The organism is Micromonospora sp. DT63 (assembly GCF_049841615.1).
In the GTDB taxonomy this organism is placed as follows: domain Bacteria; phylum Actinomycetota; class Actinomycetes; order Mycobacteriales; family Micromonosporaceae; genus Micromonospora.
Window position 1 is genome coordinate 228,194 of record NZ_JBNCKQ010000008.1, and the last position, 24,963, is coordinate 253,156.

A 24,963-nucleotide genomic window follows, 5' to 3' on the forward strand; every position below is an offset into this window, starting at 1 on the left:
CGGCGACGATAAATCATCGGTACGACGCCGGTGCGGGAAGCTGGACTCCGACGGCCACGGGGGCATAGAACGGTGCAATGCTGACCATCCGCCGGGAGGAGCCCGACGACGCCGAGGCGGTCGCCCGGGTGCACGTGCACGGCTGGCAGGCGGGTTACGCCGGCTTCATGCCGGACGAGGTGCTCGGACGGCTCAACGTGGTGGCCTGGGCGCAGCGCCGTCGTGACCTGGGCACGGCCGATCCGGAGCACCCGTTCAGCACCCTGCTCGGCGAGGTGGACGGGCTGGTCGTCGGCTTCACCACGTTCGGGCCGTACCGCCGCGACCAGGACCGCGACGATCTGGATCCGACCGTCGGCGAGGTGCTGGCGCTCTACGTGGAGCCGGCGTTCTGGGGTGACGGGACGGCCGCCGCGCTGTTCGCCGCCGCCCGTGTCGGGCTCAGTGAGCGAGGCTGGACCGGCTATCGGGCATGGGTGCTGGAGGACAACAAGCGGGCCCGCCGGTTCTGCGAACGGGTCGGGCTGTCACCTGACGGTGAGCGGTCGACCTACCAGGTGCCGCTCGCCGGCGGGCGCGGGCCGGTCGGGCTGGTCGAGCTGCGGTACGCCGGCCGTCTCGACGACTGACCCGCCAGGTGCCAGCCACCTGCGGACCGGCAGGAACGCCAGCAGGGCGAGGCTGATCCAGACGTACGCGTTGCTGCCGACGAAGCCGTCGACACCTGTGAAGTCCTTCTCCCAGAACCAGACGGTCCGACTGATCAGCAGCACGTACCCGATGGTCGCGGCGGTCAGCAGGACGCGCCGGCGGCGCCCGGCCGGCGCGGCCATCGCGTTGTCGACGAGCAGGATCAGCCCGGGCAGCAGCCAGACCAGGTGGTGCACCCAGGTGACCGGGCTGACCAGGCACATCACCGCGCCGGTGAGGGCCAGGCCGGTCGCCTCGTCACCGGCGGCGACGGCCGTGCGGGACCGCCAGGCCCAGAGCGCCAGGGTGCCGAGCACCAGCAGCAGCCAGAGCACTGTGCTCGGGTGCTGCGGGTCGAGCCGGGCGACCACCCCGCGCAGCGACTGGTTGGAGACGAACGCCAGCTCGCCGACCCGCCCGGTGTTCCACAGGGCCTCGGTCCAGAACTCCCGGGAGGCGTCCGGGAAGAGCGCGCCGGCCAGCAACGTCACCCCGGCGGCCGCGCCGCTGGCGGTGAGCGCCGCCCGCCACCGCCCGGTGACCAGCAGATAGACGATGAAGACGCCCGGGGTCAGCTTGATCGCGGTGGCCACGCCGATGCCCACCCCGGCCCACCGGTTGCCGGCCGGCAGCAGCCGCAGCAGGTCCACCGCCACCAGGAAGAGCAGCAGCGTGTTGACCTGGCCGAAGTTCACCGTCTCCCGCATCGGCTCGAAGGCGGCGGCCAGGCAGAGCGCGACGGCGAGCGCGAACCACCGGGTCCAGCCGGCGCGACGGGCGATCGGGTCGACCAGCCACCAGATCAGCACCGTCGTGGTGACCACGCTGGCGAGCACGCTCACCACGATCGCGGCCGACCACGGCAGGTACGCCATCGGCAGCATGACCAGCGCCGCGAACGGCGGGTACGTGAAGCCGTACTGGGTGCCGGGTTTGAGGTAGTCGTAGATCTCGCCGCCGTCGTGCACCCACCACGTCAACGCGCCGTAGTAGACCTTGAGGTCGAAGAATCCGTGCCGGACGGCCGCGACGGCGAGGAACGCGGTGACCGCCGCGGCGAGCACCACCACCCCGACGACCTGCACGGTCGTCCTGTTGGCACCCTGCGCCACCGTCGCCTCCCTGGCCCTTGAGTAGGCTCCCGTCCCATGGCTCTCGGGTACGTCCGCCCGGCGCGTCCCGAGGACGCCGGCGAGATCGCACGCATCCAGCTCGCGACCTGGCGGGTCGCGTACCGCCGGATCCTGCCTCGGCATGTGCTCGACAACCTGGACGAGGCGTTCCTCGCCAGGCGGTGGAGCGCCGCGGTGCTGGAGCCGCCCTCGGGCGCGCACCGGGTGCTGGTCGCCGTCGAACAGGCCGAGCAATCGTATCTGGTGGGGTTCGCCGCCTCCGGTCCGGCCGACGGCGAGGCGCTCGCCCCGGGTGAGCCGGCCGACGCGCTCGGCCCGGACGTGGCGGCGGTGACCGACCTGCTGGTCGAGCCGCGCTGGGGCCGGCGGGGGCACGGCAGCCGGCTGCTCGCCGCCGCCGTCGACCTGTGGCGCGAGGACGGCATGAGCCGGGCGGTAGCCTGGGCGTTCGACGGTGACGAGGCGACCCGCACGTTCCTCACCAGCACCGGTTGGGAGCCCGACGGGGCGGCCCGGGCGCTGGACGTCGACGACATGCTGGTGCCTCAGGTGCGCCTGCACGTGGCCGTTCCGCCGGAGAAGACCGACTGACCGACAGCGGCGGCCCCGACGCGAGGCCGCCACTGTCGGTCCGGGGTCAGCCCTTGTCCGCGCCGTCGTTGGCGTCGCGGACGAAGTAGCGCTGGAACACCACGAAGATGATCGCCACCGGGATGGTGGCGAGCAGCGCCGCGCCCAGCTTGAGCGGGTACTGGGTGCCGCTGCCCAGCGAGCCGCTGACCAGGTCGGCGAGGCCGCGCGGCAGGGTGAACAGGTCCGGGTCCTGCACCGACACGAGGCTGTGCGGGAACTCGTTCCAGGAGCCCTGGAACGACAGGATGGTCAGGGTGATCAGCGCCGGCTTCGCCATCGGCAGCACCACCGACCAGAAGGTGCGAAAGATGCTCGCCCCGTCGATGCGGGCGGCCTCCTCCACGCTCACCGGGATCGACTCGAAGAACTGCTTCATGATGAACACGCCCGCCGCGTCGGCCAGCAGCGGCACCACGAGGCCGGCGTAGCTGTTGTAGATGCCGAGCTGGTTGAGCACCAGGAACTTCGGGATCAGCAGCACCACGCCGGGCACCGCCATCACCGCGATGACCGCGGCGAACAGCCCGCCTCGACCGGCGAACCGCAGCCGGGCCAACGCGTACCCGGCGAGCGAGTCGAAGAACACCCGGCCGAGGGTCACCAGCACGGTGACCAGCAGCGAGTTGCCCAGCCAGAGCGGAAAGTTGGTGCCGGCGAAGATCCGCTCGAAACCGGCCAGGCTGAGCGGGTCCGGGAACGGCGAGAGCGGGTTCGCCGCCGCGTCGGGCTCGGTCTTGAACGAGCTCGCGATCTGGATGACGAACGGATAGAGGAACACCAGCCCGAAGAAGACAAGCGTGGCGTACCCCAGAAAGCGGGTGGCCAGGGTGCGGGCCGCGCGCTGGTCGCCGCGCGCGGGCGCCGCCGCCGGGCGGTCGGTCGACACGGCCATGTCAGGACCTCTCCGGTACGCGTCGACGCCGCCAGCCGCGGCGCGGCCGGTCGGTGTCCCGCTCGGCGAGCGCCCGGCGCTGGATCAGCGTGAGCACGATGATGATCAGGAACAGCACGAAGGAGATCGCCGCGCCGGAGCCGTAGTCGAAGTCGCGGAACGCGGTCCGGTACGACAGGTAGGCCGGGGTGAGGGTGGTCTTGGCCGGGTCGCCCTGGCTCATGACGTACACCTGGTCGAAGACCTGCCAGGAGCCGATCATGCCGAGGGTGAGCACCAGGAACGTGGTCGGCCGGATCATCGGCAGGGTCACGTGGCGGAACCGCTGCCAGGCCGAGGCTCCGTCGAGCGTGCTGGCCTCGTCCAGCGTCACCGGCACGTTCTGCAGGCCGGCCAGGAACATCAGCATGAACGTGCCGGAGGTGGTCCAGACGACCAACGTGATGATCGAGATCATCGCCACGCTGGGGCCGGCCAGCCAGTCCCACCAGGTCAGCCCGAACGGGCCGCCGTCGGTAAGGGCCGCCGGGGGTGAGTCGACGCCTACCGCGCCGAGGAGCAGGTGCAGCACGCCCCGGGAGTCGGCGAACCACTCCGGCCCGTCGATCCCGAAGAAGCCGAGCAGCGCGTTCACCGCGCCGGAGTTGGCGAAGAGGAACAGGAACACCACGCTGATCGCGACCGAGCTGGTGACCGAGGGAAAGTAGAACGCGCTGCGGAAGAAGCTCTTGCCCTTGAGCATCCGGTTGTTGACCACCAGCGCCAGCCCGAGCGCGAGCACGGTCTGGGCCGGCACCACTATCGCCACGTAGTAGATGTTGTTGCGGATGCTCGTCATGAAGTCGCGGCGGGCCAGCCCGTCCTCGGTGAACAACTGGGTGTAGTTGTGCGCGCCGACGAACGGGACGTCGCCGGTGAACGGGCTGCCCTGCCCGTTCCAGTCGGTCAGGCTGACCCAGAGCGCCATCAGGATCGGCAGCAGCAGGAACAGCCCCAGGATGACGATCACCGGCGCGACGAAGAGCCAGCCGGCGAGGTTCTCGTTGCCGCGTACGCCTCCGCGCCGTCGCCGAGGGCTCGTCCCGGGCGCGGTGGCCACGGCGGTCAGTGTCTCGGTTGCCATCTCCCCTCCCTCCTTGTCTCGGGCCGAAGGTGCGCGAGGGGGGCCCCGCTCGTCGTCGGGGCCCCCGCCGTCACCTCAGCTGCCGCCGAGCGCCGCCTTGGCGTTCTTGTCGAAGTTCTGCAGCACGGTCTTCGGGTCGCCGTTGGTCAGGCTCTGCAGACCCGTGTCGAGGTCCTTGAGGACGCTGTCCATCTTCGGCGCGTTCACCGGGCCCTGGGCGTACGCGGCGCCGTCGATGAACACCTTGTCGGCCGGGGAGGCCGCCGTGTACTGGTCGCGCACCGACTGCCGCGACGGCATGACACCTACCGCCTTCGCGAACGTCAGCTGCTGCTCACCGCTGGTCATCGCCTCGACGAACTTGATGGCCTGGTCCTTGTACTTGCTCTTCGCCGCGATGCCCCAGCACTGGGTGAAGGAGAGGGTGCCCTGACCCTTCGGGCCGGCCGGCAGCGCCACCACCTTGTACTTCACGTTCGGGAAGTCGTTCTGCAGGGCGCCCTTGATCCAGTTGCCCTCGATGGTCATGACGGCCTTGCCCTTGCCGAACGCCTCACCGGACCAGCCCGAGTCGAGCTGCTTCGGGTACTTCGCCAGGCCCGAGGTGAGCAGGGACTTGACGTACTGGAGGGCGGCCAGGTTCTCCGGGGTGTCGGCGGTCGGCTGCTTGCCGTCCTTGCTCAGCAGCCAGCCGCCGTTCTGCACGAGGAACGCGCCGATGCGGTCCCGGGTGTCGCCGAGGGCCAGGGCGACCTGCCCCTTCGCCTTGATCTTCTGGGCGGTAGCGGTGAGCTGGTCCCAGGTGGTCGGCACGTCGGCGTCGGTCAGCCCGGCCTTCGCCCACAGGTCCGTGTTGATCTGCAGGGCCAGGGTGGAGAAGTCCTTGGGCGCGCAGTAGAGCTTGCCGTCGTACGTGAACGTGGTGCGCAGGCTCTCGTAGAAGTCGTCCGGGTTGGAGATCTTGTCGCCGTACGGCTCCAGCGCGCCGACACTCGCGTAGTCGGCGAACCGGGCCGCGTCCACGTAGAAGACGTCGGGCGGGGTGCCACCGGCGAGACCCTGGCCGAGCTGCTGGGTGAGGTCCTGCGCCGGGGTGACCGTTGCGGTGTTGCCGGAGCTGCTGGCCCACTTCGCCGCGGCGTCCTGCACGGCCTTGGTCTCGGCCTCGCCGGAGGATCCGATCAGGATCTGGAGGCTGGCCGGTCCGCTGGACTGGGTGGCGTCGCCGGACGAGTCGTCGAAGCCGCTGCCGCAGGCCGCGGACCCGAGAAGGGCGACGGCGGCGAGGCCGGCCACCGCCGCCCGGGTGAGGTGTCGAGGTGCCATGGGGTTCTCCTGGTGGGGGGATGGGACTACGGGGTGTGCCGAAGCGCCAGCGAGGGCTGGAGCAGCACGTGGGTGGGGGTCTCGTGGTTGCCGTCGAGGACTCCGGTGAGCAGGTCCACGCAGCGGGCGGCGGCCTCGCCGAGCGGTTGGCTGACGCTGGCCAGCCCCACCGCCGCGGCGACCGGCGTGTCGTCGAAGCCGATCACCGACACCGGCGGGTCGGTATCCCGGATGGCCTGGAGCGCGCCGAGGGCGAGCGAGTCGCTGGCGCAGACCACTGCGGTCGGCGCGTCGGCGGCCAGCAGGTCCCGCATCAGGCGTTCGCCCTCGGCGATGCCGTCCTCGGTCTCGCGGTGCAGCCCGGCCGGGTCGACACCGGCGGCGCGCAGCGCGTCCTGCCAGCCGGCCCGCCGGTCGTCGCCCACACCGGACCCGAGGGGCCAGCCGATGAACGCGATCCGCCGGTGCCCGGCGTCGAGCAGGTGCCGGGTCGCGGCGGCGGTGCCGGCGGCGCCGTCCACGTCGACCCAGGGGTGCGCGTCGAGCGCGTCCCACGGGCGGCCGAAGGTCACGAACGGCACGTCCCGGTCGGCGAGCCAGGCGGTACGCGGGTCGCCGTACTTGGTGCCGACGAGCACGAACGCGTCCAGCTCGTACGTGCCGAGCAGGTCGTCGTAGGTGGCGATCTCCCGATCGTCGTCGGTGGCGGTGTAGAGCAGCACCCGGTAGCCGGCGGCGTCGGCGGTCTCGGTGAGGCCGTGCAGGAAGCGGTCGAGAACGGAGCCGTTGATGCCGTCGCGGGTCGGCTCGATCCGGGCGGCGATGAGGCGGGACCGGCCGGTGCGCATCTGTCGGGCCGCCTGGTTGGCCCGGTAGCCGAGCGCGTTGATCGCGTCCTCGACCCGCTGGCGGGTCTCCTGCCGCACGATGTGCGGCGCGTTGAGCACGTTGGAGACCGTCTGCCGGCTTACTCGGGCGTGCCGGGCCACCGTCGCAATGGTTACCTTCTCGGGCACTTAATCCCTCTCGCCGTCTTGAACGATCCAATTCGGATAGTGCAGGATTAGATCGTTCAAGTTTCTGGAATGTTTCGCACTTTGCACCGCCAGGGGCCGCGTTGTCAAGATGTCCGCCCCGCACCCCGAGATCTGGAGCCGCACCGTGATCGAACGCCAGCTGCAACCCCTCCTGCACGAGTTGGTGGGGGTGGTGCTCGCCCCGACCAGTGCGCTGGGGGACGCGACCGGGCAGATCCGCCCGACCGGCGTCCAGGGCGTCTTCCACGCCGACGCCCGCGTGCTCTCCCGGGCCGAACTGCGGGTCGACGACCAGGAGCTGGAGGGGCTGACCCGCAGCGCGGACGGCCCGCACGGCGTCCGCTTCGTGGCCCTGGCACGCTGGCTCGGCGATCCCACGCCCGACCCCACCGTCCGCGTCGACCGGCTCCGGCGGGCCACTCGCAACGGCCTCACCGAGGAGCTGCGGATCGTCTCCACCGCCACCGTCGGCGTACGGGCCACGGTGAGCGTCGACCTCGGCTGCGACCTGGCGCCCATCGAGGTGGTCAAGTCCGGCGGCGCGGCCGTGCCGCTGGAGGCCAAGACCGGCCAACCGGGCCTGCTCACCTGGTCGGCGGAGGGCATCACCGTCACCGTCACCGCGCCCGACGCCGACGTGCTCACCGCCGACGAACGGGCCACCGCGCCCCGACTGGCCTGGCCGATCGACCTGCCACCCGGAGGCGAGACGGTGCTGCGCTGGCAGGTGACCATCGACGACCCGCGCGCCGTCGTGATCGCCCCGGGCGGCGAACCGGAGTGGGCCCGACCCGAGGTGACCGCCGACGACCGGCGACTGGTCCGCTTCCTCGACCGCAGCCTGGACGACCTGCGCGGGCTACGCCTGGCCGAGACCGGCGCCCCCGGGGACGTCTTCCTCGGCGCCGGAGTGCCCTGGTTCCTGACCCTGTTCGGCCGGGACAGCCTCTGGGCGGCCCGGATGATGCTGCCGCTCGGCACGGACCTGGCCGCCGGCACCCTGCGCGTCCTCGCCCGTCGCCAGGGCACCCGCGTCGACCCGGCCACCGGGGAGGCCCCCGGCAAGATCCTGCACGAGCTGCGCGGGCAGGAGTTCGCGCTGCCCGGAAACGGACTGCGCCTCCCGCCTGCCTACTACGGCACCGTCGACGCCACCATGCTCTGGGTCAACCTCCTGCACGACGCGTGGCGCTGGGGCCTGCCGACCGAGCAGATCGAGCCTCTGCTGCCCCACCTGGAGGCCGCCCTGCGCTGGCTCGGCGAGCACGCCGACCCCGACGGCGACGGCCTCGTCGAGTACGTCGACACCACCGGCCACGGGCTGTCCAACCAGGGCTGGAAGGACTCCGGCGACGCCGTACGGTTCCACGACGGCTCCCTGGCCACAGCGCCCATCGTGCTGGCCGAGGTGCAGGGGTACGCGCACGAGGCGGCGGTGAACGGCGCCGCCCTGCTGGACGCCTTCGGCCGCCCCGATGGGGACCGCTGGCGCGAGCACGCCGCCACGCTGGCCCGCCGGTTCCGGGACAGCTTCTGGGTCGACGGCCGGTACGGCCCGCAGCCCGCCCTGGCCCTCGACCGCGACAAGCGCCCCGTCGACTCGCTGACCAGCAACATCGGTCACCTGCTCGGCACCGGCCTGCTCACCGTCGAGGAGGAGAGCCAGGTCGCCCGCCTGCTCACCACCGACACGCTGGCCGGCGGCTTCGGACTACGGACGATGTCCACCGACGACGCCGGCTTCAGCCCGCTGTCGTACCACTGCGGTTCGATCTGGACCCACGACACAGCGATCGTGCTCGCCGGGCTGGCCCGCGGCGGGCACCGCGACGCCGCGCTCGGCCTGGCCGAGGGGCTGCTCGCGGCGGCCGAGGCGTTCGACTACCGGATGCCGGAGCTGTACGGCGGTGACGACCGGGCGCTGCTCGACCGCCCGGTGCCGTACCCGGCGGCGTGCCGGCCGCAGGCGTGGGCCGCGGCGGGTGCCGTGCTGCTGCTCCAGGCCGCGGCGGGCCTCTACCCCGACGTACCGGGCGAAACGGTCCGGCTGACCCCGCTGGCCGGCCCCGAACTGGGCGCCGTGCGCGCCGCCAACCTCCGCGTGGCCGGCAGACCGGTGACAGTCACGGTGAACCGCACCGGCGAAGCCACGATGACAGGCCACCCCACCCCCCTGAAGACCTCGACCCTCCCCACCCAACGCCACCCCAGAACCCCATCCAACCCCCGCTAACCCCCCGCCCTCGCCCCCGCCCTCGCCCCCGCCGCCGTCCTCGTCGATCATGGAGTCGTGGTGGGCAGCAGCTCCACATGCGTCCCTTTTGCGGGGGCACCACAACTCCATGATCGACGCCGGTCAGGCCGGGCCGGATGTGGCGACGGGGGTCAGGGGGTTTGTTCGGCGATCAGCTCGTCGTCGTCCACGCTGCCCGTGGGGTGGAAGCCGAGGGAGGCGTACAGGGCCGCTGCCGGGGTGTTGTCCGGGTGGTACGAGAGGCGGACCGGGGGGTTGCCGTCTCGGGCCGCCAGCCAGGGCGCCAGCGTCTGCATGGTGGCCCGGCCGACGCCCCGGCCCTGCTCCGCGGCGTCGATCAGCATTCCGCCGATCCAGTGCGAGCCGTCGTCGTCCGCACCCCACATGACGTGGCCGACGACTGTCTCGTCGGCGTACACCGCGAGCGAGGTCCACACCTGCGAGCGGCTGCTCAGCAGCAGGTACCGAGCGCCCAGCGCGGCTACGAACCGACGCTGGTCGTCGCGCGGGGCGACGTCGGCGACCGCCCGCCAGTTGTCGTCGTCCACCGGGCGCAGCGTCACTCTCCGCCCGGCCCGATCCAGGTGTCCCGCATCGATCATCCGGCGGATGCTACCCGGACCCGCAACGCCTTCAGATCTTGGACAGTTTCCGTCAACGCGGAACGGAAAGTGTCCAAGATCTGCGCTGGCATCGGCGCGGACGAGCGGCCCGGTCAGTCGAGGAGGGCGTCCAGGCCGACGGTGAGGCCGGGGCGGTTGCGTACCGCGCGGACGGCCAGCAGCACGCCGGGCATGAAGGACACCCGGTCGTACGAGTCGTGGCGGATGGTCAACGTCTCGCCGGTGCCGCCGAACAGCACCTCCTGGTGCGCGACCAGGCCGGTGGCACGCACCGCGTGGACGCGTACCCCGTCGATGTCGGCGCCCCGCGCGCCCGGCACCTCGTCCTTTGTGGCGTCCGGCACCGGCCCGAGACCGGCCTCGGCGCGCGCCCGGGCGATCTGCCGGGCGGTGTGCGTGGCGGTGCCGCTCGGGGCGTCCAGCTTGCGCGGGTGGTGCTGCTCGATGATCTCGACGGACTCGAAGTGCCGGGCGGCCCGCGCGGCGAACTGCATCATCAGCACCGCGCCGATGCCGAAGTTCGGGGCGATGACCACGCCCACCCCGGGCTTGTCGGCGAGCCAGCCGCGTACCTGCTCCAGCCGCTGCTCGGTGAAGCCGGTCGTGCCGACGACCGCGCTGATGCCCTGCTCGATGCACCACTTCAGGTTGTCCATGACGACGTCCGGCGTGGTGAAGTCGACGACCACGTGGGCGCCGGAGACGGCGGAACGGCTGTCGCCCTGGTCGATCGACGCCGCCAGTTCGAGGTCGTCGGCGGCGTCGACCGCCTTGCAGACCTCGATGCCCATCCGCCCGCGGGCACCGAACACGCCGACGCGGGTCTTCTCCTGCTCGTCAGTCACGCGGCACAACCTATCCCAATCGGGACGCGCCACCACTGCCGGATCCGGTCCGCTCCACCGACCGGGACGTGCCCGGCTCTATGGACGACCGCCCTACAGACCACGGCCTTGCGGGCGACCGCCCAACAGACCACGGCCTTGCGGGCGACCGCCCAACAGACCACGGCTCTGCGGACGACCGCCCTGCGAGCGACGGCCCTCAGGCGGAGAAGTCGCCCTCACCGAACGGGCCGACGACGGCCAGCGACATCGGCCGGCTGAGCAGCTCGGCGGCGAGGGTGTTCACGTCCTCGACGCTGACCTCGTCGACCCGGCGGAGCAGCTCGTCCACCGGCATCAGGTCGCTGTAGAGCAGCTCACCCTTGGCGAGCCTGCTCATCCGGGAGCCGGTGTCCTCCAGGCCGAGCACGAACGAGCCCTTGCTCATCCCCTTGCCCCGGGCCACCTCGAACTCGGTCAACCCGTCGGCGGCCACCCGGGCCAGCTCGGCGCGGGTCAGGGCCAGCACCTCGTCCACCTTGCCCGGCGCGCAGCCGGCGTAGACGGCGAACAGGCCGCTGTCGGCGTACTGGCTGGCGTAGGAGTAGACCGAGTAGGCCAGGCCGCGCTGCTCGCGGATCTCCTGGAAGAGGCGGCTGGACATGCCGCCACCGAGGACGTTGTTGAGCACCCCGAGGGCGAAACGCCGGTCGTCGGTGCGGTCGATGCCGGGGCAGCCCAGCAGGACGTGCGCCTGCTCGGTCTCCTTCGGCTCGACCAGGGTGGTGGCCGGCTTGGTGCGTACCGCCGGAGTGGCCGCGCGGTGTGCGGCCGGTGCGGCGGGGTCGCTGTCCAGTGGCGTGCCGCGCACGGCCTGCCGGACCAGCTTGACCACCGCGGCGTGGTCGAGGTTGCCGGCGGCGGCGATGACGATCTGCGGCGCGGTGTAGTGACCGCGGTAGAAGCTCTGGATCTGCCGCCGGGTCATCGGCGTGACGGTCTCCTCGGTGCCGGAGATCAGTCGGCCCAGCGGGTGGTCGCCGTAGACGGCGCGGGCGAAGAGGTCGTGCACCTCGTCACCTGGTTCGTCGTCGTGCATGGCGATCTCCTCCAGGATCACGCCACGCTCGGTCTCCACGTCGGCCGGCTCCAGCAGCGAGTCGGCGACCAGGTCGCACATCACGTCGATCGCCAGCGGCAGGTCCTCGTCCAGCACGCGGGCGTAGTAGCAGGTGTATTCCTTCGTGGTGAAGGCGTTCGTCTCGCCACCCACCGCCTCGATCTGCGAGGAGATCTCCAAGGCGGTGCGCTTGTGGGTGCCCTTGAAGAGCAGGTGCTCCAAGAAGTGCGCGGCACCGGCCTGCGGACGCGTCTCGTCCCGCGAACCGACCGCCACCCAGATGCCGAAGGACACGCTGCGCATCGCCGGGATCGCCTCGGTCAGCACGCGCAGGCCGCTGGGCAGCACGGTACGTCGTACCGTGCCGCCCAGCGGGTCGTCGCTGAGCGTCCGGGTCACCGCACGGGCGGCGCCGCCGGAGCGGCCCACCCCGGTGTCCCGAGACGGGGCCACCCCCCGTCGATCCGGTGGAAACGGCGCACTGAAGGCCCGACTCACGTGTTGCTCCCGGTTCGACGAGGGGTGGGTGTTGCAGGTGCTGGTGGTCAGCTGTGCCGGGTCCGGCGGCGCGGACGCTCGCCGCCCTCGCCACCACCCTCGCCGCCGCCGCCACCCTCGCCACGGTCACCGCGCTCCGGGCCACGCCCGCCCCGGTCGCCGCCACGCTCGCGGTCGCCCCGGTCACGCGGACCCCGGTCGCCCCGGTCCCGGCCGGAGGGACGGTCGCCACCGGCGGCCTCACCGGCGGCCGGCGCCTCGGCGCCCTCCGGGCGGACCTTGTCCAGGTAGATCTTGCCGCGGGCGTCGATGTCAGCGATCTCGACCTCGACCCGGTCACCGACGTTGAGGAAGTCCTCCACGCGCTCGACCCGCTTGCCGTCGCCCACCTTGGAGATGTGCAGCAGGCCGTCGCGGCCCGGCAGCAGCGAGATGAACGCGCCGAACGCGGCGGTCTTGACCACCGTGCCGAGGAACCGCTCGCCCTGCTTGGGCAGCGTCGGGTTGGCGATCCCGTTGATCCGGTCGACGGCAGCCTGGGCCGACGGGCCGTTGGTCGCGCCGACGTAGATCGTGCCGTCGTCCTCGATGGAGATCTCGGCGCCGGTCTCGTCCTGGATCGCGTTGATGGTCTGGCCCTTCGGGCCGATCACCATGCCGATCTTGTCGACCGGGATCTTGACGGTGGTGACCCGCGGCGCGTAGTCCGACATCTCGGCCGGAGCCTCGATGGCGGCCTTCATGACACCGAGGATGATCTGCCGGGCCTCGTTCGCCTGCTGCAACGCGGCGGCCAGCACGTCCGACGGGATGCCGTTGAGCTTGGTGTCGAGCTGCAGCGCGGTGACGAACTCCGGGGTGCCGGCGACCTTGAAGTCCATGTCACCGAACGCGTCCTCGGCGCCGAGGATGTCGGTAAGCGTGACGTACTGCGTCTTGCCGTCCACCTCGTCGGAGATGAGGCCCATCGCGATGCCGGCGACCGGCGCCTTCAGCGGGACACCCGCGGAGAGCAGGCCCAGCGTCGACGCGCAGACCGAGCCCATCGAGGTGGAGCCGTTGGAGCCGAGCGCCTCGGACACCTGCCGGATGGCGTACGGGAACTCCTCGCGCGACGGCAGCACCGGGATCAGCGCACGCTCGGCGAGAGCGCCGTGGCCGATCTCGCGCCGCTTCGGCGAGCCGACCCGGCCGGTCTCACCCGTCGAGTACGGCGGGAAGTTGTAGTTGTGCATGTAGCGCTTGCGGTTCTCCGGGGACAGCGTGTCCACCATCTGCTCCATGCGGAGCATGTTCAGCGTGGTGACACCCAGGATCTGGGTCTCGCCGCGCTCGAACAGCGCCGAACCGTGCACCCGGGGCAGCACGCCGACCTCGGCGGTCAGCGGCCGGATGTCGCGCGGGCCGCGGCCGTCCATGCGGACCTGCTCGCGCAGCACGCGGTTGCGCACCTCGGACTTGGTCAGCGAGCGGAAGGCGGCGCTGAGCTCCTTCTCCCGACCCTCGAACCGAGCGCCCAACTCCTCGGCGACCCGGGCCTTGACCCGGTCCAGGGCTTCCTCGCGGTCGGCCTTGCCGGCGATGGTGATCGCCTCGGCCACGTCGGCGCGGGCCAGGTCGGCGACCGCGTCGTACACGTCGTCCTGGTAGTCCAGGAAGACGGGGAACTCGGTGACCGGCTTGGCGGCAACCTCGGCCAGCTCGCTCTGCGCGCGGCACAGCTCGCGGATCGCCGGCTTGGCGGCCTCCAGGCCGCTGGCGACGATCTCCTCGGTCGGGGCGGTGGCGCCGGCCGAGATGAGGGCGACGGCGTTCGGGGTGGCCTCGGCCTCGACCATCATGATCGCGACGTCGCCGTCGTCGAGGGTGCGGCCGGCCACGACCATGTCGAAGGTGGCGCGGGCCAGCTCCTCCAGGGTCGGGAAGGCGACCCACTGGCCGTCGATGTGCGCGACCCGGGTCGCGCCGATCGGGCCGGAGAACGGCAGGCCGGAGAGCTTGGTCGACATCGAGGCCGCGTTGATGGCCACCACGTCGTACGGGTGCTGCGGGTCGAGCGCGAGGATGGTCTCGACGACCTGGACCTCGTTGCGCAGGCCCTTCACGAAGGACGGGCGCAGCGGCCGGTCGATCAGGCGGCAGGTGAGGATCGCGTCCTCGCTGGGCCGACCCTCACGGCGGAAGAACGAGCCGGGGATCCGGCCCGCGGCGTACATCCGCTCCTCGACGTCGACGGTCAGCGGGAAGAAGTCGAACTGCTCCTTCGGGTGCTTACCGGCGGTGGTGGCGGAGAGAACCACCGTCTCGCCCAGCTGGGCGATGACGGAACCGGCGGCCTGGCGAGCCAGCCGACCGGTGGAGAAGGTGATCTCGCGGGTGCCGAAGGACCCGTTGTCGATCACGGCGGTGCGGGATTCGGTGCCGAGTTTGGTCTCGGTCATGTGCTGTCGTGCTCCTTCGCGTCGTGGGCCCGCGACGTCGGGGAGCTGCTCAGCCGGCCGGTCTTCGATCGAAGCGCCCGGGTGCCGGCGTGCTGCCGGGTTCCCGGGGGCCACTACCGGAGACCGGTACGCTGACCGGCTCCCTCTCGGGTTGGTCGCGCGGCCCGTGTTCTTCAGGTGGGACGCCGATCGGGGGAGCGGCCGGTCGGCCACTCCCCCGTCACGTCACCGGCGCAGACCGAGCCGCTCGATGAGCGTCCGGTAGCGGGCAATGTCCTTCTTCTGGACGTAGTTGAGCAGCCGACGGCGACGGCCGACCAGCAGCAGCAGCCCACGGCGGCTGTGGTGGTCGTGCTTGTGCACCTTCAGGTGCTCGGTCAGCTCGGCGATCCGCTTGGTGAGGACCGCGACCTGGACCTCCGGCGAACCGGTGTCGCCCTCGGCGGTCGCGTACTCCGCGCGGATGCTGGCCTTGGCTTCCTGGTCGAGCGCCATGTTCTCCCTGTTTCGATGGGTTGATCAAGTAGGTGTCCGTCGTCCCGATGGACCCGGGAACGGACCGGTACCTCGCACCCGCGGCGTCGAGCAGGCACGCGAGGCCCCACGCCGGTCACCCGACGTCCCCGCAAGACTACCAGCACCCACGGGTAACACCCGGCCAAGGGCCTGCGCGGCCCGGTGGATGATCAGCTCAGGGCGCTCCGGGTGCGTGCGACGTCCTGTTCGATCTGGGCGATCAACGGCTCGATCGAGTCGTACCGGACCTGACCGCGCAGGTGCGCCACGAAGTCCAGGGCCAGCCGCTCGCCGTACAGGTCGCCGTCGAAGTCCAGCGCGTACGCCTCCACCCGCCGCTCCCGACCGGAGAAGGTCGGGTTGGTGCCGACCGACACCGCGGACATCAGCGGCTCGGACTGCCCACGACGGATCAGCCGGGCGGCGTACACCCCGTCGGCGGGGACCGCCGCGTACCGGTGGCAGAGCAGGTTCGCAGTGGGGAACCCCAGCACCCGGCCGCGTTGGTCGCCGCGGACCACCACCCCCTCCACCCGGTGCGGGCGGCCCAGCGCGGCCGCCGCGGCGCCCACGTCGCCGGCGTCGACGCAGGAGCGGATGTACGTGGAGGAGAAGACCGTGCCGTCCTGCGCGACCAGCGGGCCGCCCTCCACCCCGAAGCCGAAGGTCTTGCCCAGCCGCTCCAGCAGCGCCACGTCGCCCGCGGCGCGGTGCCCGAAGCGGAAGTTGCCGCCGACCACCACCAGCGCCGCGTGCAGGTGCTCGACCAGGATGTCGTGAACGAACTGCTCGGGCGGCAGCCGGGAGAACTCCGGGGTGAACGGCACCACGCAGAGCACGTCCACGCCGAGCGCCTCGATCAGTTCCGCCTTGCGGGCCGGTTCGGTGAGCACGGCCGGGTGCGAGCCGGGGCGGACCACCTCGGCCGGGTGCGGATCGAACGTGACCACCACCGACTGCACGCCCAGCTCCCGGGCCCGGGCCACGGCGTGCCCGATGGTCGCCTGGTGCCCCTTGTGCACGCCGTCGAAGACGCCGATGGTGACGACCGAGCGTCCCCAGCCGCCGGGCGCCGCGTCGTACCCCCGCCACCGCTGCATGCCGTTCCTCTCCTGCTGTCCCGCCGGTCGGCGGGTCGACACCGCCGGCCGGAAGCCGACGGACCTGCGTACCGCCGTCAGGCCGGGGCGAGCACGATCTCCGCGCGGGCCCGCCCGTCCCGCTCGCTGACGATAGCGATCAGCCCACCGGTCGGTCCGAAGACGGCGTACGGCCCGGCGATGCCGGCCGGGTCCAGCGGACCGCCGTGGCCGAGCACCTTCGCCTCGTCGGGTGTCGCCTCCCGGCGCGGGAAGAACCGGTCGGCCGCCGCGTCCAGCGGCAGGTTCACCACGGCCGGGGCGCGCTGCTCCAACTCGTCGAGCGTGGCCGCCTCGGTGAGCGTGAAGCCACCTACCGCGGTCCGACGCAACGCGGTGAGGTGCCCACCGACGCCGAGCGCCAGGCCGGCGTCCCGGGCGATGGCCCGGATGTACGTCCCCGAAGAGCAGGTGACGTCGACGTCCACGTCCACCACGTCCGGCTCGGTGCGGCGGATCGCCAGCACCTCCAGCCGGGAGATGGTGACCCGCCGCGCCGGCAGCTCGACGCTCTCGCCGTCACGCACCCGCTTGTACGCCCGCTGACCGTCGATCTTGATGGCGCTGACCGCGCTCGGCACCTGGTCGATCTCGCCGGTCAGGGGCGTCAGCGCGGCCCGGACGGCCTCGTCGGTGACGTGGCCGGCCGGGGTGCTGGCGATCACGTCACCCTCGGCGTCGTCGGTGACGGTGGCCTGGCCGAGCCGGATCGTGCCGGTGTAGCTCTTGCCCGCGCCGATGACGTAGGTCAGCAGTCGGGTGGCCCGCCCCACACCGATCACCAGGACACCGGTGGCCATCGGGTCGAGGGTGCCGCCGTGCCCGACGCGGCGGGTCTTCGCCAGCCGGCGGATCCGCGCCACCACGTCGTGCGACGTCATGCCGCCGGGCTTGTCGACAACGATCAGACCATCGGGGGTGCTCACGTCGTCCAAGCCTGCCAGACAGCCCAGCGGCGACCGGAGTCGCCCGGCGCCCTCCCGCCCGCCCGCAGGCGTACACCCCGGGGTGGCGGCCCGGCGGCGGCGAGGACTGCTGAGCCGGGTCGGTCCGTCAGCGGGTCGGGCCGACCACGGCCCAGGCGCCGTTGCGCAGGCGCAGCAGCAGGGCGACCAGCCGGATCGCCACGAAGAGGGTGAGCCCGGCCCAGATGCCGCCCAACCCCAGGTCCAGCCCGTACGCCAGCCAGATGGCCGGCAGGAAACCGCCGAGCGCCGCCACGATGGTGAGGTTGCGCAGGTAGCGCACGTCGCCCGCGCCGATCAGCACGCCGTCGAGCGCGAACACCACCCCGGCCAGGGGCTGCATGGCCACGAACCACGGCCAGGCCACCATGGCCTGCTCGCGTACCTGCTCGTCGGAGCTGAACCAGGACGGCACGACGCCGGCTCCGGCGGCGATCAGCAGCGCGAAGGCGACGCCGCAGACGCCGCCGAGCACGCCGATCCGGCGGGCCAGCGCACGGGCGTCCGCCGCGTCGCCGGCGCCCAGCGCGGCGCCGACCAGGGACTGCGCGGCGATGGCGAGGGCGTCGAGCACCAGCGCCGTGAAGAACCAGAGTTGCAGGGCGATCTGGTGCGCGCCGACGGCGGCGGCGCCGAAGCGGGCGGCCACGGCAGTCGCGGAGAGGAAGCTGGCCTGGAACGCCACGCCGCGGATCAGCAGGTCCCGGCTGAGCACGAGTTGCTGGCGGATCACCCGGGGTCGGGGCCGCAGCGACACCCGTTCGGCGACCAGCGCCGCGGCGAAGAGCCCACCGGCGATCGTCTGGGCGACCACGTTGGCGACCGCCGAACCGGTCAGGCCGAGGCCGGCGGGATAGACCAGCAGCGGGCAGAGCAGGGCGGAGAGCAGGTTGGGGCCGAGCACGAAGAACAGCGGCCGCCGGGTGTCCTGCACACCGCGCAGCCAGCCGTTGCCGGCGGCGGCGAGCAGCAGGCCGGGGGCGCCGAGCGCCGCGATGCGCAGCCACCCGGCGGCGGCGTCGGCGACGTCGCCGGGACCTCCGGCGAGGGTACGCGCCAGCGCGCCCCCGCCGATCTGCATGCCGATCGCGACAAGCAGCCCGACGCCGAACGCGAGCCACGACGACTGGACTCCCTCGGCCACGGCGGCCGCCCGGTCGCCGGCGCCGAAGCGGCGGGCCGACCGCCCGGTGGTGCCGTACGCGACGACGGTGCCGAGCCAGGCGGTGAGCGTCATCACCGTGCCGCCGACGGCGAGCGCCGCGAGGGGCACCCGACCGAGGTGACCGACGACTGCCGTGTCGACGAGCACGTAGAGCGGCTCGGCGGCGAGGACGACGAGGGCTGGCAACGCGAGGCCGGCGATGCGGCGCGGCGAGGCGGATCGGTCGGTGGTGGCAGGGTGGCTCATCGCCGCCGATCCTGGCACGACGACGGTAAGGATCGCAATCCCGCCGAGGACTTACTCCAGCGGAGGCGTCACCGCTCGGCGGACTGGCTCACTGGCGGGTGTCCATCGACGTCTGCAGCGCGCGGCGGGCCTGCTCGCGGGCGTCGTCGGTGGTGGTCTCGGGCTTGGGCTTGTTCGGCATGGTGGCGCTCCTTCCAGGGTGCGAGCCACCGGCACGCGGCAGCCCTCACGGGCGGTCGTGCTGAGCGCCCCACGGCGGTCCGGGGTTACCGGAGCAGCCGACTGGGCAGCGTGAGCCCGGGTCGGTCCGACCCTGGAGGGAGGCAGCGCGAGGTGTGGCACCACCGCCCACGACCTGCATCACCACGTGATGCCGGCCGCCTCCCAAGTTATCGTTCAGGTCCACATGCTGCTCTCGGTTCCCGCCATTTGGACGGGCGGCGACCCGGTTCAGCGGGCCAGGAAGTGCCAGCCCAGCCACCACCAGAACCCGAACAGACCGATCCTGCCCACCGGCACCGACCCGACCTCGTAGCGCATCACGTACGCGCAGACCTCGCCCAGGGTCGGTATGCGGGATCCCTCCCGCCGGGCCAGCCACTCGACCCCGACGAACAGGGCCAGCGCGGTGATGAAACCGCCGATCGCGAGAGCCCGCATCATCGCCGCACCAACCCCCAGAACGCGGCCAGCCAGGCGAACCAGGCCGCCGACCGGGTCAGATGATCCTCCAGCAAGGGGTCGGCCAACCGGGAGAAGGTGGGAAAGTCGTCGCCCACGGCCAACACGAAGGTCGCGCCCTCGAAGACCCCGAAGACCACCACCGGCAGTGCCCACCACGCCGCTCCCGGCCCCAGCCGACGCGGCGCCGGCCGCCGGGGCACCCGGCTGTTCAGACCGAGCCAGATCAACACGCCGCCGGTGCCGAGCGTGTAGAGATTCGCCTCGGTCGAGAACGACGCGAACCGGCCGCCGACGAGGGACAGGCAGAGGAGAACCGGAACGGAGACGGCGGGCCGGTCCCAGGCTCGGGGGGCCTCCACGGTGAGGTCGTGCGGCTGCTCCATCCCGCAATTCTTCCCGTTCTCACACAGCGCGGGAAGACCAACACTCCCCGGAGCTGACCCTGAACTTCCCGCCCCGGATCAGAACGTGGACGGGTCGGTGGCGTCGGGCGGCCCGGGAACGGTGTCAGGCGTCGCCGGTGATCAGTGCCCCGGTCAGCTCGCCGCGGATCGCCTCGATGACGTGCTCGGCGGTCCCCCGGCCGGTGAACCCGGCCGCGAACGTGTGGCCACCCCCGCCCAGCGCCACCGCCACGCGACTGACGTTCACCGCGCCCTTGCTCCGCATCGACACGGCCCACTCGTCGGCGGCGGTCTGCTTCAGCACGCAGCTCACGTCCGCCTCGGCGGTGCACCGCACCGAGTCGATCAACGCCTCCAGGACGTACGGCCGCTGATCGTGGCGGCTGAGGTCGTCGAGGGTGGCGAAGGTCCACACCAGCCCCAGACCGTCGGCCGCGGCCGGCTCCAGCCGAGCACGGCCGAGGACCTCCCCGAAGAGGCGGACCGCGCCGAAGGGTCGGGTGTCGAACACCCGCCGGGAGATGTCCCCGGGCGAGATGCCGGTAGACAGCAGCCGGGCGGCGAGCTGGTGCACCGCCGGAGTGGTCGCCTCGAACCGGAACGAGCCGGTGTCCGTGGTCAACGCCACGTACAGGCACTCGGCGATGGCCCGATCCAGCGGTACGCCCAGTCGCGCCAACAGCTGCTCGGCCACCACCGACGTGGCGGCGGCCCGCGGGTCGACCAGGTTGACGGAGCCGAAGCCCGGGTTCGAGGCGTGGTGGTCGAGCACCAGGACGGCAGGAGCCGTCGACAGCCGACCGGCCAGCTCACCGAGGCGCGACTCGCTGGCCGCGTCGAAGCAGATCACCAGATCCGGGGTTGGATCCGCGGCGCCGGCCGGGACCAGCAGCTCCAAGCCGGGCAGCCCCCGGAACGGCTCGGGCACCTCCGGCGGCCCGGGAAAGGTCGCCTGCAACCCGGATACGCCGAGCTGGCGCAGACCCAGACCGAAACCGAGCATGCTGCCCAGCGCGTCCCCGTCCGGGTTGACGTGGCAGATCAGCAGCACCCGGCTGGTCGGCCCGACGGCGCGGATCAGCGCCTCGGCCGCGGCCCAGTCCGCCTCGGCCGGGCCGGTGTCGACCGGCGCGACGAGTTGTGCACCGGCGGCGGCCGTCACCGCGCTGCCCCACCCCGGGGGTTCTCCGGGACGTCGGCGGCCTCGTCGGTCTCGTCGTCGGTCTCGTCCTCGTCGACCCGGTAGGGCTGTGCCTCGCCCGCGTACTCCGCCCGGGCGGCGAGCCGCTGCACCTCCGCGTCCGCGTTGCGGGCGGCGGCGAGCAGATCGTCGATGTGCTTGACCTGGTCCTGCACGTCGTCCAGCACGAAGGTGAGCGTCGGCGAGTGCCGCAACCCGAGGGCCTTGCCGACCGTGCTGCGTAGCAGCCCCTTGGCGCTCTCCAGAGCCGCCGCCGTGTCCGCCTGGGCCACCGCGTCACCGAGCACCGTGTAGAAGACCGTCGCGTCGCGCAGGTCAGCGGTGATCCGGGCATCAGTGATGGTGATCATGCCGAGCCGCGGGTCCTTGATCTGGCTCCGCACCACCGACGCGACCAGCTCACGCACCCGTTCCGCGTGCCGGCGTACCTTGGCCGGATCAGACATCTCGCCACCTCCACGGCGTCCTGCTCCCGGCCGACCCGGCGACCCGGGGCCGCCGGCCGACCGGCCAACATGTCGAACACTACCTTTGCGGCGGCGCCAGTCGCCCGGCACCGCCGGCACCCCGGGTCAGTCGTCGTCCACGCCGTACAGCCGGCGCCGGACCGACAACAACTCGACCTCGGGGCGCGCGGCCACCAGGCGCTCGCACGAGTCGAGCACCTCGCGGACGTGCGCCGCTTCGGCGGCGACCACCGCCACCGCTATCTCCGCTCGACCGTGCAGGTCGAGCGCACCCACCTCGGCGGCCGAGACCTCGAAGCGGCGCAGCGCCGCCACGATCGGCCGTACATATGATCTCTTGGCTTTGAGCGACCGGGAGTCGCCCGGCAGCAGCAGGTCGAAGACCGCGTTTCCGGTGAACATCGCCCAGGACGATACCGGCAACCCGCCCCGCATGATCAAGGGGTTTACGCCGGTTGGCGTAAACCCCTTGATCAGCGTGTCACTGCCGGATCAGCCGCGAGCCTTCTCCCGCATCTCGAAGGTCTCGATGACGTCGCCGACCTGGACGTTGTTGTAACCACCCAGGGTCAGACCACACTCGAAGCCCTCGCGGACCTCCGTGGCGTCGTCCTTGAACCGCTTGAGCGAGGTGATCGTGAGGTTGTCCGCCACGACCGCCCCGTCCCGCAGCAGGCGTGCCTTCGCGTTGCGCCGGATGATGCCCGACCGGACGATACAACCGGAGATGTTGCCGATCTTGGACGAGCGGAAGACGTCGCGGATCTCCGCGGTGCCCAGCTCGACCTCCTCGTACTCCGGCTTGAGCAGGCCCTTGAGCGCTGCCTCGATCTCCTCGATGGCCTGGTAGATGATCGTGTAGTACCGGATCTCCACGCCCTCGCGGTCGGCCATCTCGCGGACCTTGTTCGAGGCCCGCACGTTGAAGCCGATGATCGTGACCGGCTCCGACGAGGCACTCGCGAGCATGACGTTGCTCTCGGTGATCGCGCCGACACCCCGGTCGAGGACCTTGAGCTGGACCTCCTCGGGAATGTCGAGGTTGAACAGCGCGTCCTCCAGAGCCTCCACCGAACCGGAGACATCGCCCTTGAGGATGAGGTTGAGCGACGTCTTCTCGCCCTCCTTGAGCTGCTCCATGAGCGTCTCAAGAGTGGCCCGACCACGGGAGTTGGCGAAGGACGCCGCCCGCCGCCGCGCCTGCCGCTGCTCGGCGATCTGCCGCACCGTACGGTCGTCCGCCGCGGCGAGGAACGTGTCGCCCGCGCCGGGAGGCGCGGTCAGACCCAGCACCATGACCGGACGCGCCGGACCGGCCTCGGTGAGCTGGTTGCCGTTCTCGTCGAGCATGGCCCGGACCCGGCCGTGCGCCCCACCGGCGACGATCGAGTCGCCCGCCCGCAGGGTGCCCTTCTGCACGAGCACCGTCGCCACCGCACCGCGACCCTTGTCCAGGTGCGCCTCGATGGCCACACCCTGCGCCGGCCCGTCGATCGGAGCGGTCAGCTCCAGCGACGCGTCGGCGGTCAGCAGGACAGCCTCGAGCAGTTCCTCGATGCCGATGCCCGGCTTCGCGGCCACGTTGACGAACATGGTGTCGCCGCCGTACTCCTCAGCGACCAGGCCGTACTCGGTCAGCTGCTGGCGGACCTTGTCCGGGTTGGCCTCCGGCTTGTCGACCTTGTTGACCGCGACCACGATCGGCACGTCGGCCGCCTTGGCGTGGTTCAACGCCTCGATGGTCTGCGGCATCACGCCGTCGTCGGCCGCGACCACCAGGATCACGACGTCCGTCACCTGGGCACCACGGGCACGCATGGCGGTGAACGCCTCGTGACCCGGGGTGTCGATGAAGGTCACCGCGCGGTCCTCGCCCTCGTGCGGGACGTGGACCTGGTAGGCACCGATGTGCTGGGTGATGCCACCGGCCTCGCCGGCCACCACGTTCGCCTTACGGATCGCGTCGAGCAGCTTGGTCTTACCGTGGTCGACGTGACCCATGACGGTCACGACCGGCGCACGACTGACCAGACGCTCCTCGGCCACCTCCGCGTCGAGGTCGATGTTGAACTGCGCGAGCAGCTCGCGGTCCTCGTCCTCCGGGCTGACGATCTGCACCTCGAAGCCGAGGTGCACACCCAGCAGCTGCAGGGTCTCGTCAGAGCAGGACTGGGTCGCGGTGACCATCTCGCCCAGGTTGAACATCTCCTGGACCAGCGAACCCGGGTTGGCGTTGATCTTGTCGGCGAAGTCCGACAGCGAGGCGCCACGGGAGAGCCGGACGACCTGACCCTGACCCCGGGGAGCACCCGAGCTCATGGTCGGAGCCGACAGGTTGTCGAACTCCTGTCTGCGCTGCTTCTTGGACTTGCGGCCACGCGTCGGCCGGCCACCCGGACGCCCGAAGGCACCCGCGGCGCCGCCGCCACGGCCACGACCACCGGCACCCGGACGACCGCCGCCGCCCGAGGGTGCGCCCGGACGGAAACCACCGCCGGGAGCACCGCCACCGCCGCCGGGACCGCCACGGTAGCCACCGCCACCGCCGGCACCCGCGCCGCCACCGGGGCCGCCGCGGTAACCGCCGCCACCACCGGCGCCGCCGCCGGGACCACCACGGAACCCGCCGCCACCGCCACCGGGGCGACCTGCGCCGCCACCGGGACGACCGGCGCCACCCGGGCCGGGACGACCGGCAGCCGGGCGCTGACTCGGCATGGACGCCGGGCTGGGCCGCGGCGGCATGGAGTTCGGGCTCGGCCGCGGCGGCATACCCGCCGGGCTGTTGGGCCGGGGGCCACCCGCACCCGCGGCCGGCGGCCGCTGCTGCTGGCCACCCTGGATGCCGAACGGGTTGTTACCGGCGCCGCGCGCCGGCGGACGACCGCCCGGTCGGGCACCGGGACCCGGCGCCGGCGTGCTCGGCCGAGCGGCCGGCGAACCGGGACGGGGCGGCATCGCGGCCGGACCCGGCCGCGGACCCGGACGGTTGCCCTCCGCCGGAGGCTCCCGGCGAACGGGGTTCTCCCGCTGCTGCTGGCGGGCGGCCTGCGCGGCCTTGACCGCGGCCTCCTGCTCAGCCTTCAGCGCGGCGGCACGCGCCTCGGCGGCCGCCACCTCGATGTCGTGGGCACTCGCCGGCTTGGCGACCGGGGCCGCCGACTGCGGCGCACCGGGCACCGGACCCTTGGGCTTCGGACCGGGTGCCGGCGCGGCCGGCCGCCGAGGCGGCATCGGCTTCGCCGAGACCCGGGGGGCACCCGGGGTCGGAGACGGCGTCGGGGTCGGCGTCGAAGCCGGCGTCGGCGCGGGCGCCGACGGGGCTGCCGGCGCCGGAGCACCGGAAGACGCGACGAAAGCGTTACGCAGCCGTCGGGCGACGGGCGCCTCGACCGTGCTGGACGCGGACTTGACGAACTCGCCCATTTCCTTCAGCTTGGCGAGAACGGTCTTACTCTCGACCCCGAGCTCTTTTGCAAGCTCGTGTACGCGGGCCTTGCCTGCCACTGCACTCCTCACTCCGAGGTCGTGCGGGCAGCACCCGCAGCGACCTCACTCGTGCACTTGAAGCCTGGTCATTTC

22 protein-coding genes are annotated in these 24,963 nt (G+C 72.1%); 3 read left to right on the forward strand and 19 right to left on the reverse strand.

The genetic code is table 11. The annotated features are described in order from the left end of the window. Positions 1-77: 77 nt before the first annotated feature. Complete coding sequence (locus ACLQ27_RS26940) at positions 78-629, forward strand: GNAT family N-acetyltransferase (protein WP_357497916.1); 552 nt, start codon at positions 78-80, stop codon at positions 627-629. Here ACLQ27_RS26940 and ACLQ27_RS26945 read toward each other — a convergent pair. Continuing rightward, positions 528-1,802: a glycosyltransferase 87 family protein gene (locus ACLQ27_RS26945; protein ID WP_357576090.1), complete on the reverse strand. Its 1,275-nt coding sequence runs from the start codon at positions 1,800-1,802 to the stop codon at positions 528-530. The genes ACLQ27_RS26940 and ACLQ27_RS26945 overlap by 102 nt on opposite strands. A 36-nt stretch (positions 1,803-1,838) precedes the next feature. Here ACLQ27_RS26945 and ACLQ27_RS26950 point away from each other — a divergent pair, with 36 nt between their 5' ends. After that, positions 1,839-2,414 (forward strand): GNAT family N-acetyltransferase, encoded by a 576-nt coding sequence (locus tag ACLQ27_RS26950; RefSeq protein ID WP_357497920.1) that lies wholly within the window; start codon positions 1,839-1,841, stop codon positions 2,412-2,414. Positions 2,415-2,460: 46 nt separating this feature from the next. Here the strand turns inward: ACLQ27_RS26950 and ACLQ27_RS26955 are convergent, their stop codons facing one another. From ACLQ27_RS26955 to ACLQ27_RS26970, 4 genes are all read right to left on the reverse strand, one after another. After that, positions 2,461-3,348, reverse strand: coding sequence for a carbohydrate ABC transporter permease (locus ACLQ27_RS26955; protein ID WP_234588278.1), 888 nt, complete (start codon positions 3,346-3,348; stop codon positions 2,461-2,463). A gap of 1 nt (position 3,349) precedes the next feature. Further along, entirely contained in the window at positions 3,350-4,471 is a 1,122-nt protein-coding gene (locus tag ACLQ27_RS26960) for a carbohydrate ABC transporter permease (protein ID WP_357497923.1), read from the reverse strand. A gap of 75 nt (positions 4,472-4,546) precedes the next feature. Continuing rightward, complete coding sequence (locus tag ACLQ27_RS26965; protein WP_357497925.1) at positions 4,547-5,797, reverse strand: sugar ABC transporter substrate-binding protein; 1,251 nt, start codon at positions 5,795-5,797, stop codon at positions 4,547-4,549. 26 nt (positions 5,798-5,823) lie between these two features. Then, positions 5,824-6,813 (reverse strand): LacI family DNA-binding transcriptional regulator, encoded by a 990-nt coding sequence (locus ACLQ27_RS26970; protein WP_425869278.1) that lies wholly within the window; start codon positions 6,811-6,813, stop codon positions 5,824-5,826. 109 nt (positions 6,814-6,922) lie between these two features. Here ACLQ27_RS26970 and ACLQ27_RS26975 point away from each other — a divergent pair, with 109 nt between their 5' ends. Then, a complete protein-coding gene (locus tag ACLQ27_RS26975) occupies positions 6,923-9,067 on the forward strand; it encodes a glycogen debranching N-terminal domain-containing protein (RefSeq protein ID WP_425869280.1) in 2,145 nt (714 codons plus the stop codon). A gap of 152 nt (positions 9,068-9,219) precedes the next feature. On the opposite strand, the gene ACLQ27_RS26980 is transcribed toward ACLQ27_RS26975, so the two are convergent. The 14 genes from ACLQ27_RS26980 to infB form a co-directional block, all read right to left on the reverse strand. Then, positions 9,220-9,690 carry a GNAT family N-acetyltransferase gene (locus ACLQ27_RS26980; protein WP_425869282.1) on the reverse strand — a complete coding sequence of 157 codons (471 nt, stop codon included), beginning with the start codon at positions 9,688-9,690 and terminating at the stop codon, positions 9,220-9,222. Positions 9,691-9,803: 113 nt separating this feature from the next. Next, the gene (gene dapB / locus ACLQ27_RS26985) at positions 9,804-10,556 is read right to left on the reverse strand and encodes a 4-hydroxy-tetrahydrodipicolinate reductase (RefSeq protein WP_357497933.1); all 753 of its coding nucleotides are present in this window, start codon (positions 10,554-10,556) and stop codon (positions 9,804-9,806) included. 199 nt (positions 10,557-10,755) lie between these two features. Next, the gene (locus ACLQ27_RS26990; protein ID WP_425869284.1) at positions 10,756-12,153 is read right to left on the reverse strand and encodes a M16 family metallopeptidase; all 1,398 of its coding nucleotides are present in this window, start codon (positions 12,151-12,153) and stop codon (positions 10,756-10,758) included. A gap of 47 nt (positions 12,154-12,200) precedes the next feature. Further along, entirely contained in the window at positions 12,201-14,594 is a 2,394-nt protein-coding gene (locus ACLQ27_RS26995) for a polyribonucleotide nucleotidyltransferase (RefSeq protein ID WP_234588262.1), read from the reverse strand. Positions 14,595-14,819: 225 nt separating this feature from the next. Continuing rightward, the gene (rpsO, locus tag ACLQ27_RS27000) at positions 14,820-15,089 is read right to left on the reverse strand and encodes a 30S ribosomal protein S15 (RefSeq protein WP_007456699.1); all 270 of its coding nucleotides are present in this window, start codon (positions 15,087-15,089) and stop codon (positions 14,820-14,822) included. Positions 15,090-15,280: 191 nt separating this feature from the next. Further along, a complete protein-coding gene (locus ACLQ27_RS27005; RefSeq protein WP_234588260.1) occupies positions 15,281-16,210 on the reverse strand; it encodes a bifunctional riboflavin kinase/FAD synthetase in 930 nt (309 codons plus the stop codon). 77 nt (positions 16,211-16,287) lie between these two features. Beyond that, entirely contained in the window at positions 16,288-17,202 is a 915-nt protein-coding gene (gene truB / locus ACLQ27_RS27010; RefSeq protein ID WP_425869350.1) for a tRNA pseudouridine(55) synthase TruB, read from the reverse strand. Between the two features lie 100 nt (positions 17,203-17,302). Beyond that, the gene (locus ACLQ27_RS27015) at positions 17,303-18,625 is read right to left on the reverse strand and encodes an MATE family efflux transporter (protein ID WP_425869287.1); all 1,323 of its coding nucleotides are present in this window, start codon (positions 18,623-18,625) and stop codon (positions 17,303-17,305) included. Positions 18,626-19,075: 450 nt separating this feature from the next. Further along, a complete protein-coding gene (locus ACLQ27_RS27020; protein ID WP_425869352.1) occupies positions 19,076-19,285 on the reverse strand; it encodes a DUF6186 family protein in 210 nt (69 codons plus the stop codon). After that, entirely contained in the window at positions 19,285-19,692 is a 408-nt protein-coding gene (locus tag ACLQ27_RS27025; RefSeq protein ID WP_234588258.1) for a hypothetical protein, read from the reverse strand. The genes ACLQ27_RS27020 and ACLQ27_RS27025 overlap by 1 nt, the downstream gene beginning before the upstream one ends. 124 nt (positions 19,693-19,816) lie before the next feature. Continuing rightward, positions 19,817-20,875, reverse strand: coding sequence for a DHH family phosphoesterase (locus ACLQ27_RS27030; RefSeq protein ID WP_357576086.1), 1,059 nt, complete (start codon positions 20,873-20,875; stop codon positions 19,817-19,819). Next, positions 20,872-21,360 (reverse strand): 30S ribosome-binding factor RbfA, encoded by a 489-nt coding sequence (rbfA, locus tag ACLQ27_RS27035; RefSeq protein ID WP_357576085.1) that lies wholly within the window; start codon positions 21,358-21,360, stop codon positions 20,872-20,874. The genes ACLQ27_RS27030 and rbfA overlap by 4 nt, the downstream gene beginning before the upstream one ends. Before the next feature lie 126 nt (positions 21,361-21,486). After that, entirely contained in the window at positions 21,487-21,783 is a 297-nt protein-coding gene (locus ACLQ27_RS27040) for a DUF503 domain-containing protein (RefSeq protein WP_234588255.1), read from the reverse strand. Between the two features lie 90 nt (positions 21,784-21,873). Then, complete coding sequence (gene infB / locus ACLQ27_RS27045) at positions 21,874-24,888, reverse strand: translation initiation factor IF-2 (protein WP_425869290.1); 3,015 nt, start codon at positions 24,886-24,888, stop codon at positions 21,874-21,876. Positions 24,889-24,963 lie beyond the last annotated feature (75 nt).

Bases quoted from the DNA above. Each gene is read 5' to 3' on its own strand.
- ACLQ27_RS26940 (WP_357497916.1), top strand. From the start codon at position 78: ATGCTGACCATCCGCCGGGAGGAGCCCGACGACGCCGAGGCGGTCGCC.
- ACLQ27_RS26950 (WP_357497920.1), top strand. From the start codon at position 1,839: ATGGCTCTCGGGTACGTCCGCCCGGCGCGTCCCGAGGACGCCGGCGAG.
- ACLQ27_RS26955 (WP_234588278.1), bottom strand. From the start codon at position 3,348: ATGGCCGTGTCGACCGACCGCCCGGCGGCGGCGCCCGCGCGCGGCGAC.
- ACLQ27_RS26960 (WP_357497923.1), bottom strand. From the start codon at position 4,471: ATGGCAACCGAGACACTGACCGCCGTGGCCACCGCGCCCGGGACGAGC.
- ACLQ27_RS26965 (WP_357497925.1), bottom strand. From the start codon at position 5,797: ATGGCACCTCGACACCTCACCCGGGCGGCGGTGGCCGGCCTCGCCGCC.
- ACLQ27_RS26975 (WP_425869280.1), top strand. From the start codon at position 6,923: ATGTCCGCCCCGCACCCCGAGATCTGGAGCCGCACCGTGATCGAACGC.
- ACLQ27_RS26980 (WP_425869282.1), bottom strand. From the start codon at position 9,690: ATGATCGATGCGGGACACCTGGATCGGGCCGGGCGGAGAGTGACGCTG.
- ACLQ27_RS26995 (WP_234588262.1), bottom strand. From the start codon at position 14,594: ATGACCGAGACCAAACTCGGCACCGAATCCCGCACCGCCGTGATCGAC.
- rpsO (WP_007456699.1), bottom strand. From the start codon at position 15,089: ATGGCGCTCGACCAGGAAGCCAAGGCCAGCATCCGCGCGGAGTACGCG.
- ACLQ27_RS27005 (WP_234588260.1), bottom strand. From the start codon at position 16,210: ATGCAGCGGTGGCGGGGGTACGACGCGGCGCCCGGCGGCTGGGGACGC.
- ACLQ27_RS27015 (WP_425869287.1), bottom strand. From the start codon at position 18,625: ATGAGCCACCCTGCCACCACCGACCGATCCGCCTCGCCGCGCCGCATC.
- ACLQ27_RS27020 (WP_425869352.1), bottom strand. From the start codon at position 19,285: ATGCGGGCTCTCGCGATCGGCGGTTTCATCACCGCGCTGGCCCTGTTC.
- ACLQ27_RS27025 (WP_234588258.1), bottom strand. From the start codon at position 19,692: ATGGAGCAGCCGCACGACCTCACCGTGGAGGCCCCCCGAGCCTGGGAC.
- rbfA (WP_357576085.1), bottom strand. From the start codon at position 21,360: ATGTCTGATCCGGCCAAGGTACGCCGGCACGCGGAACGGGTGCGTGAG.
- ACLQ27_RS27040 (WP_234588255.1), bottom strand. From the start codon at position 21,783: ATGTTCACCGGAAACGCGGTCTTCGACCTGCTGCTGCCGGGCGACTCC.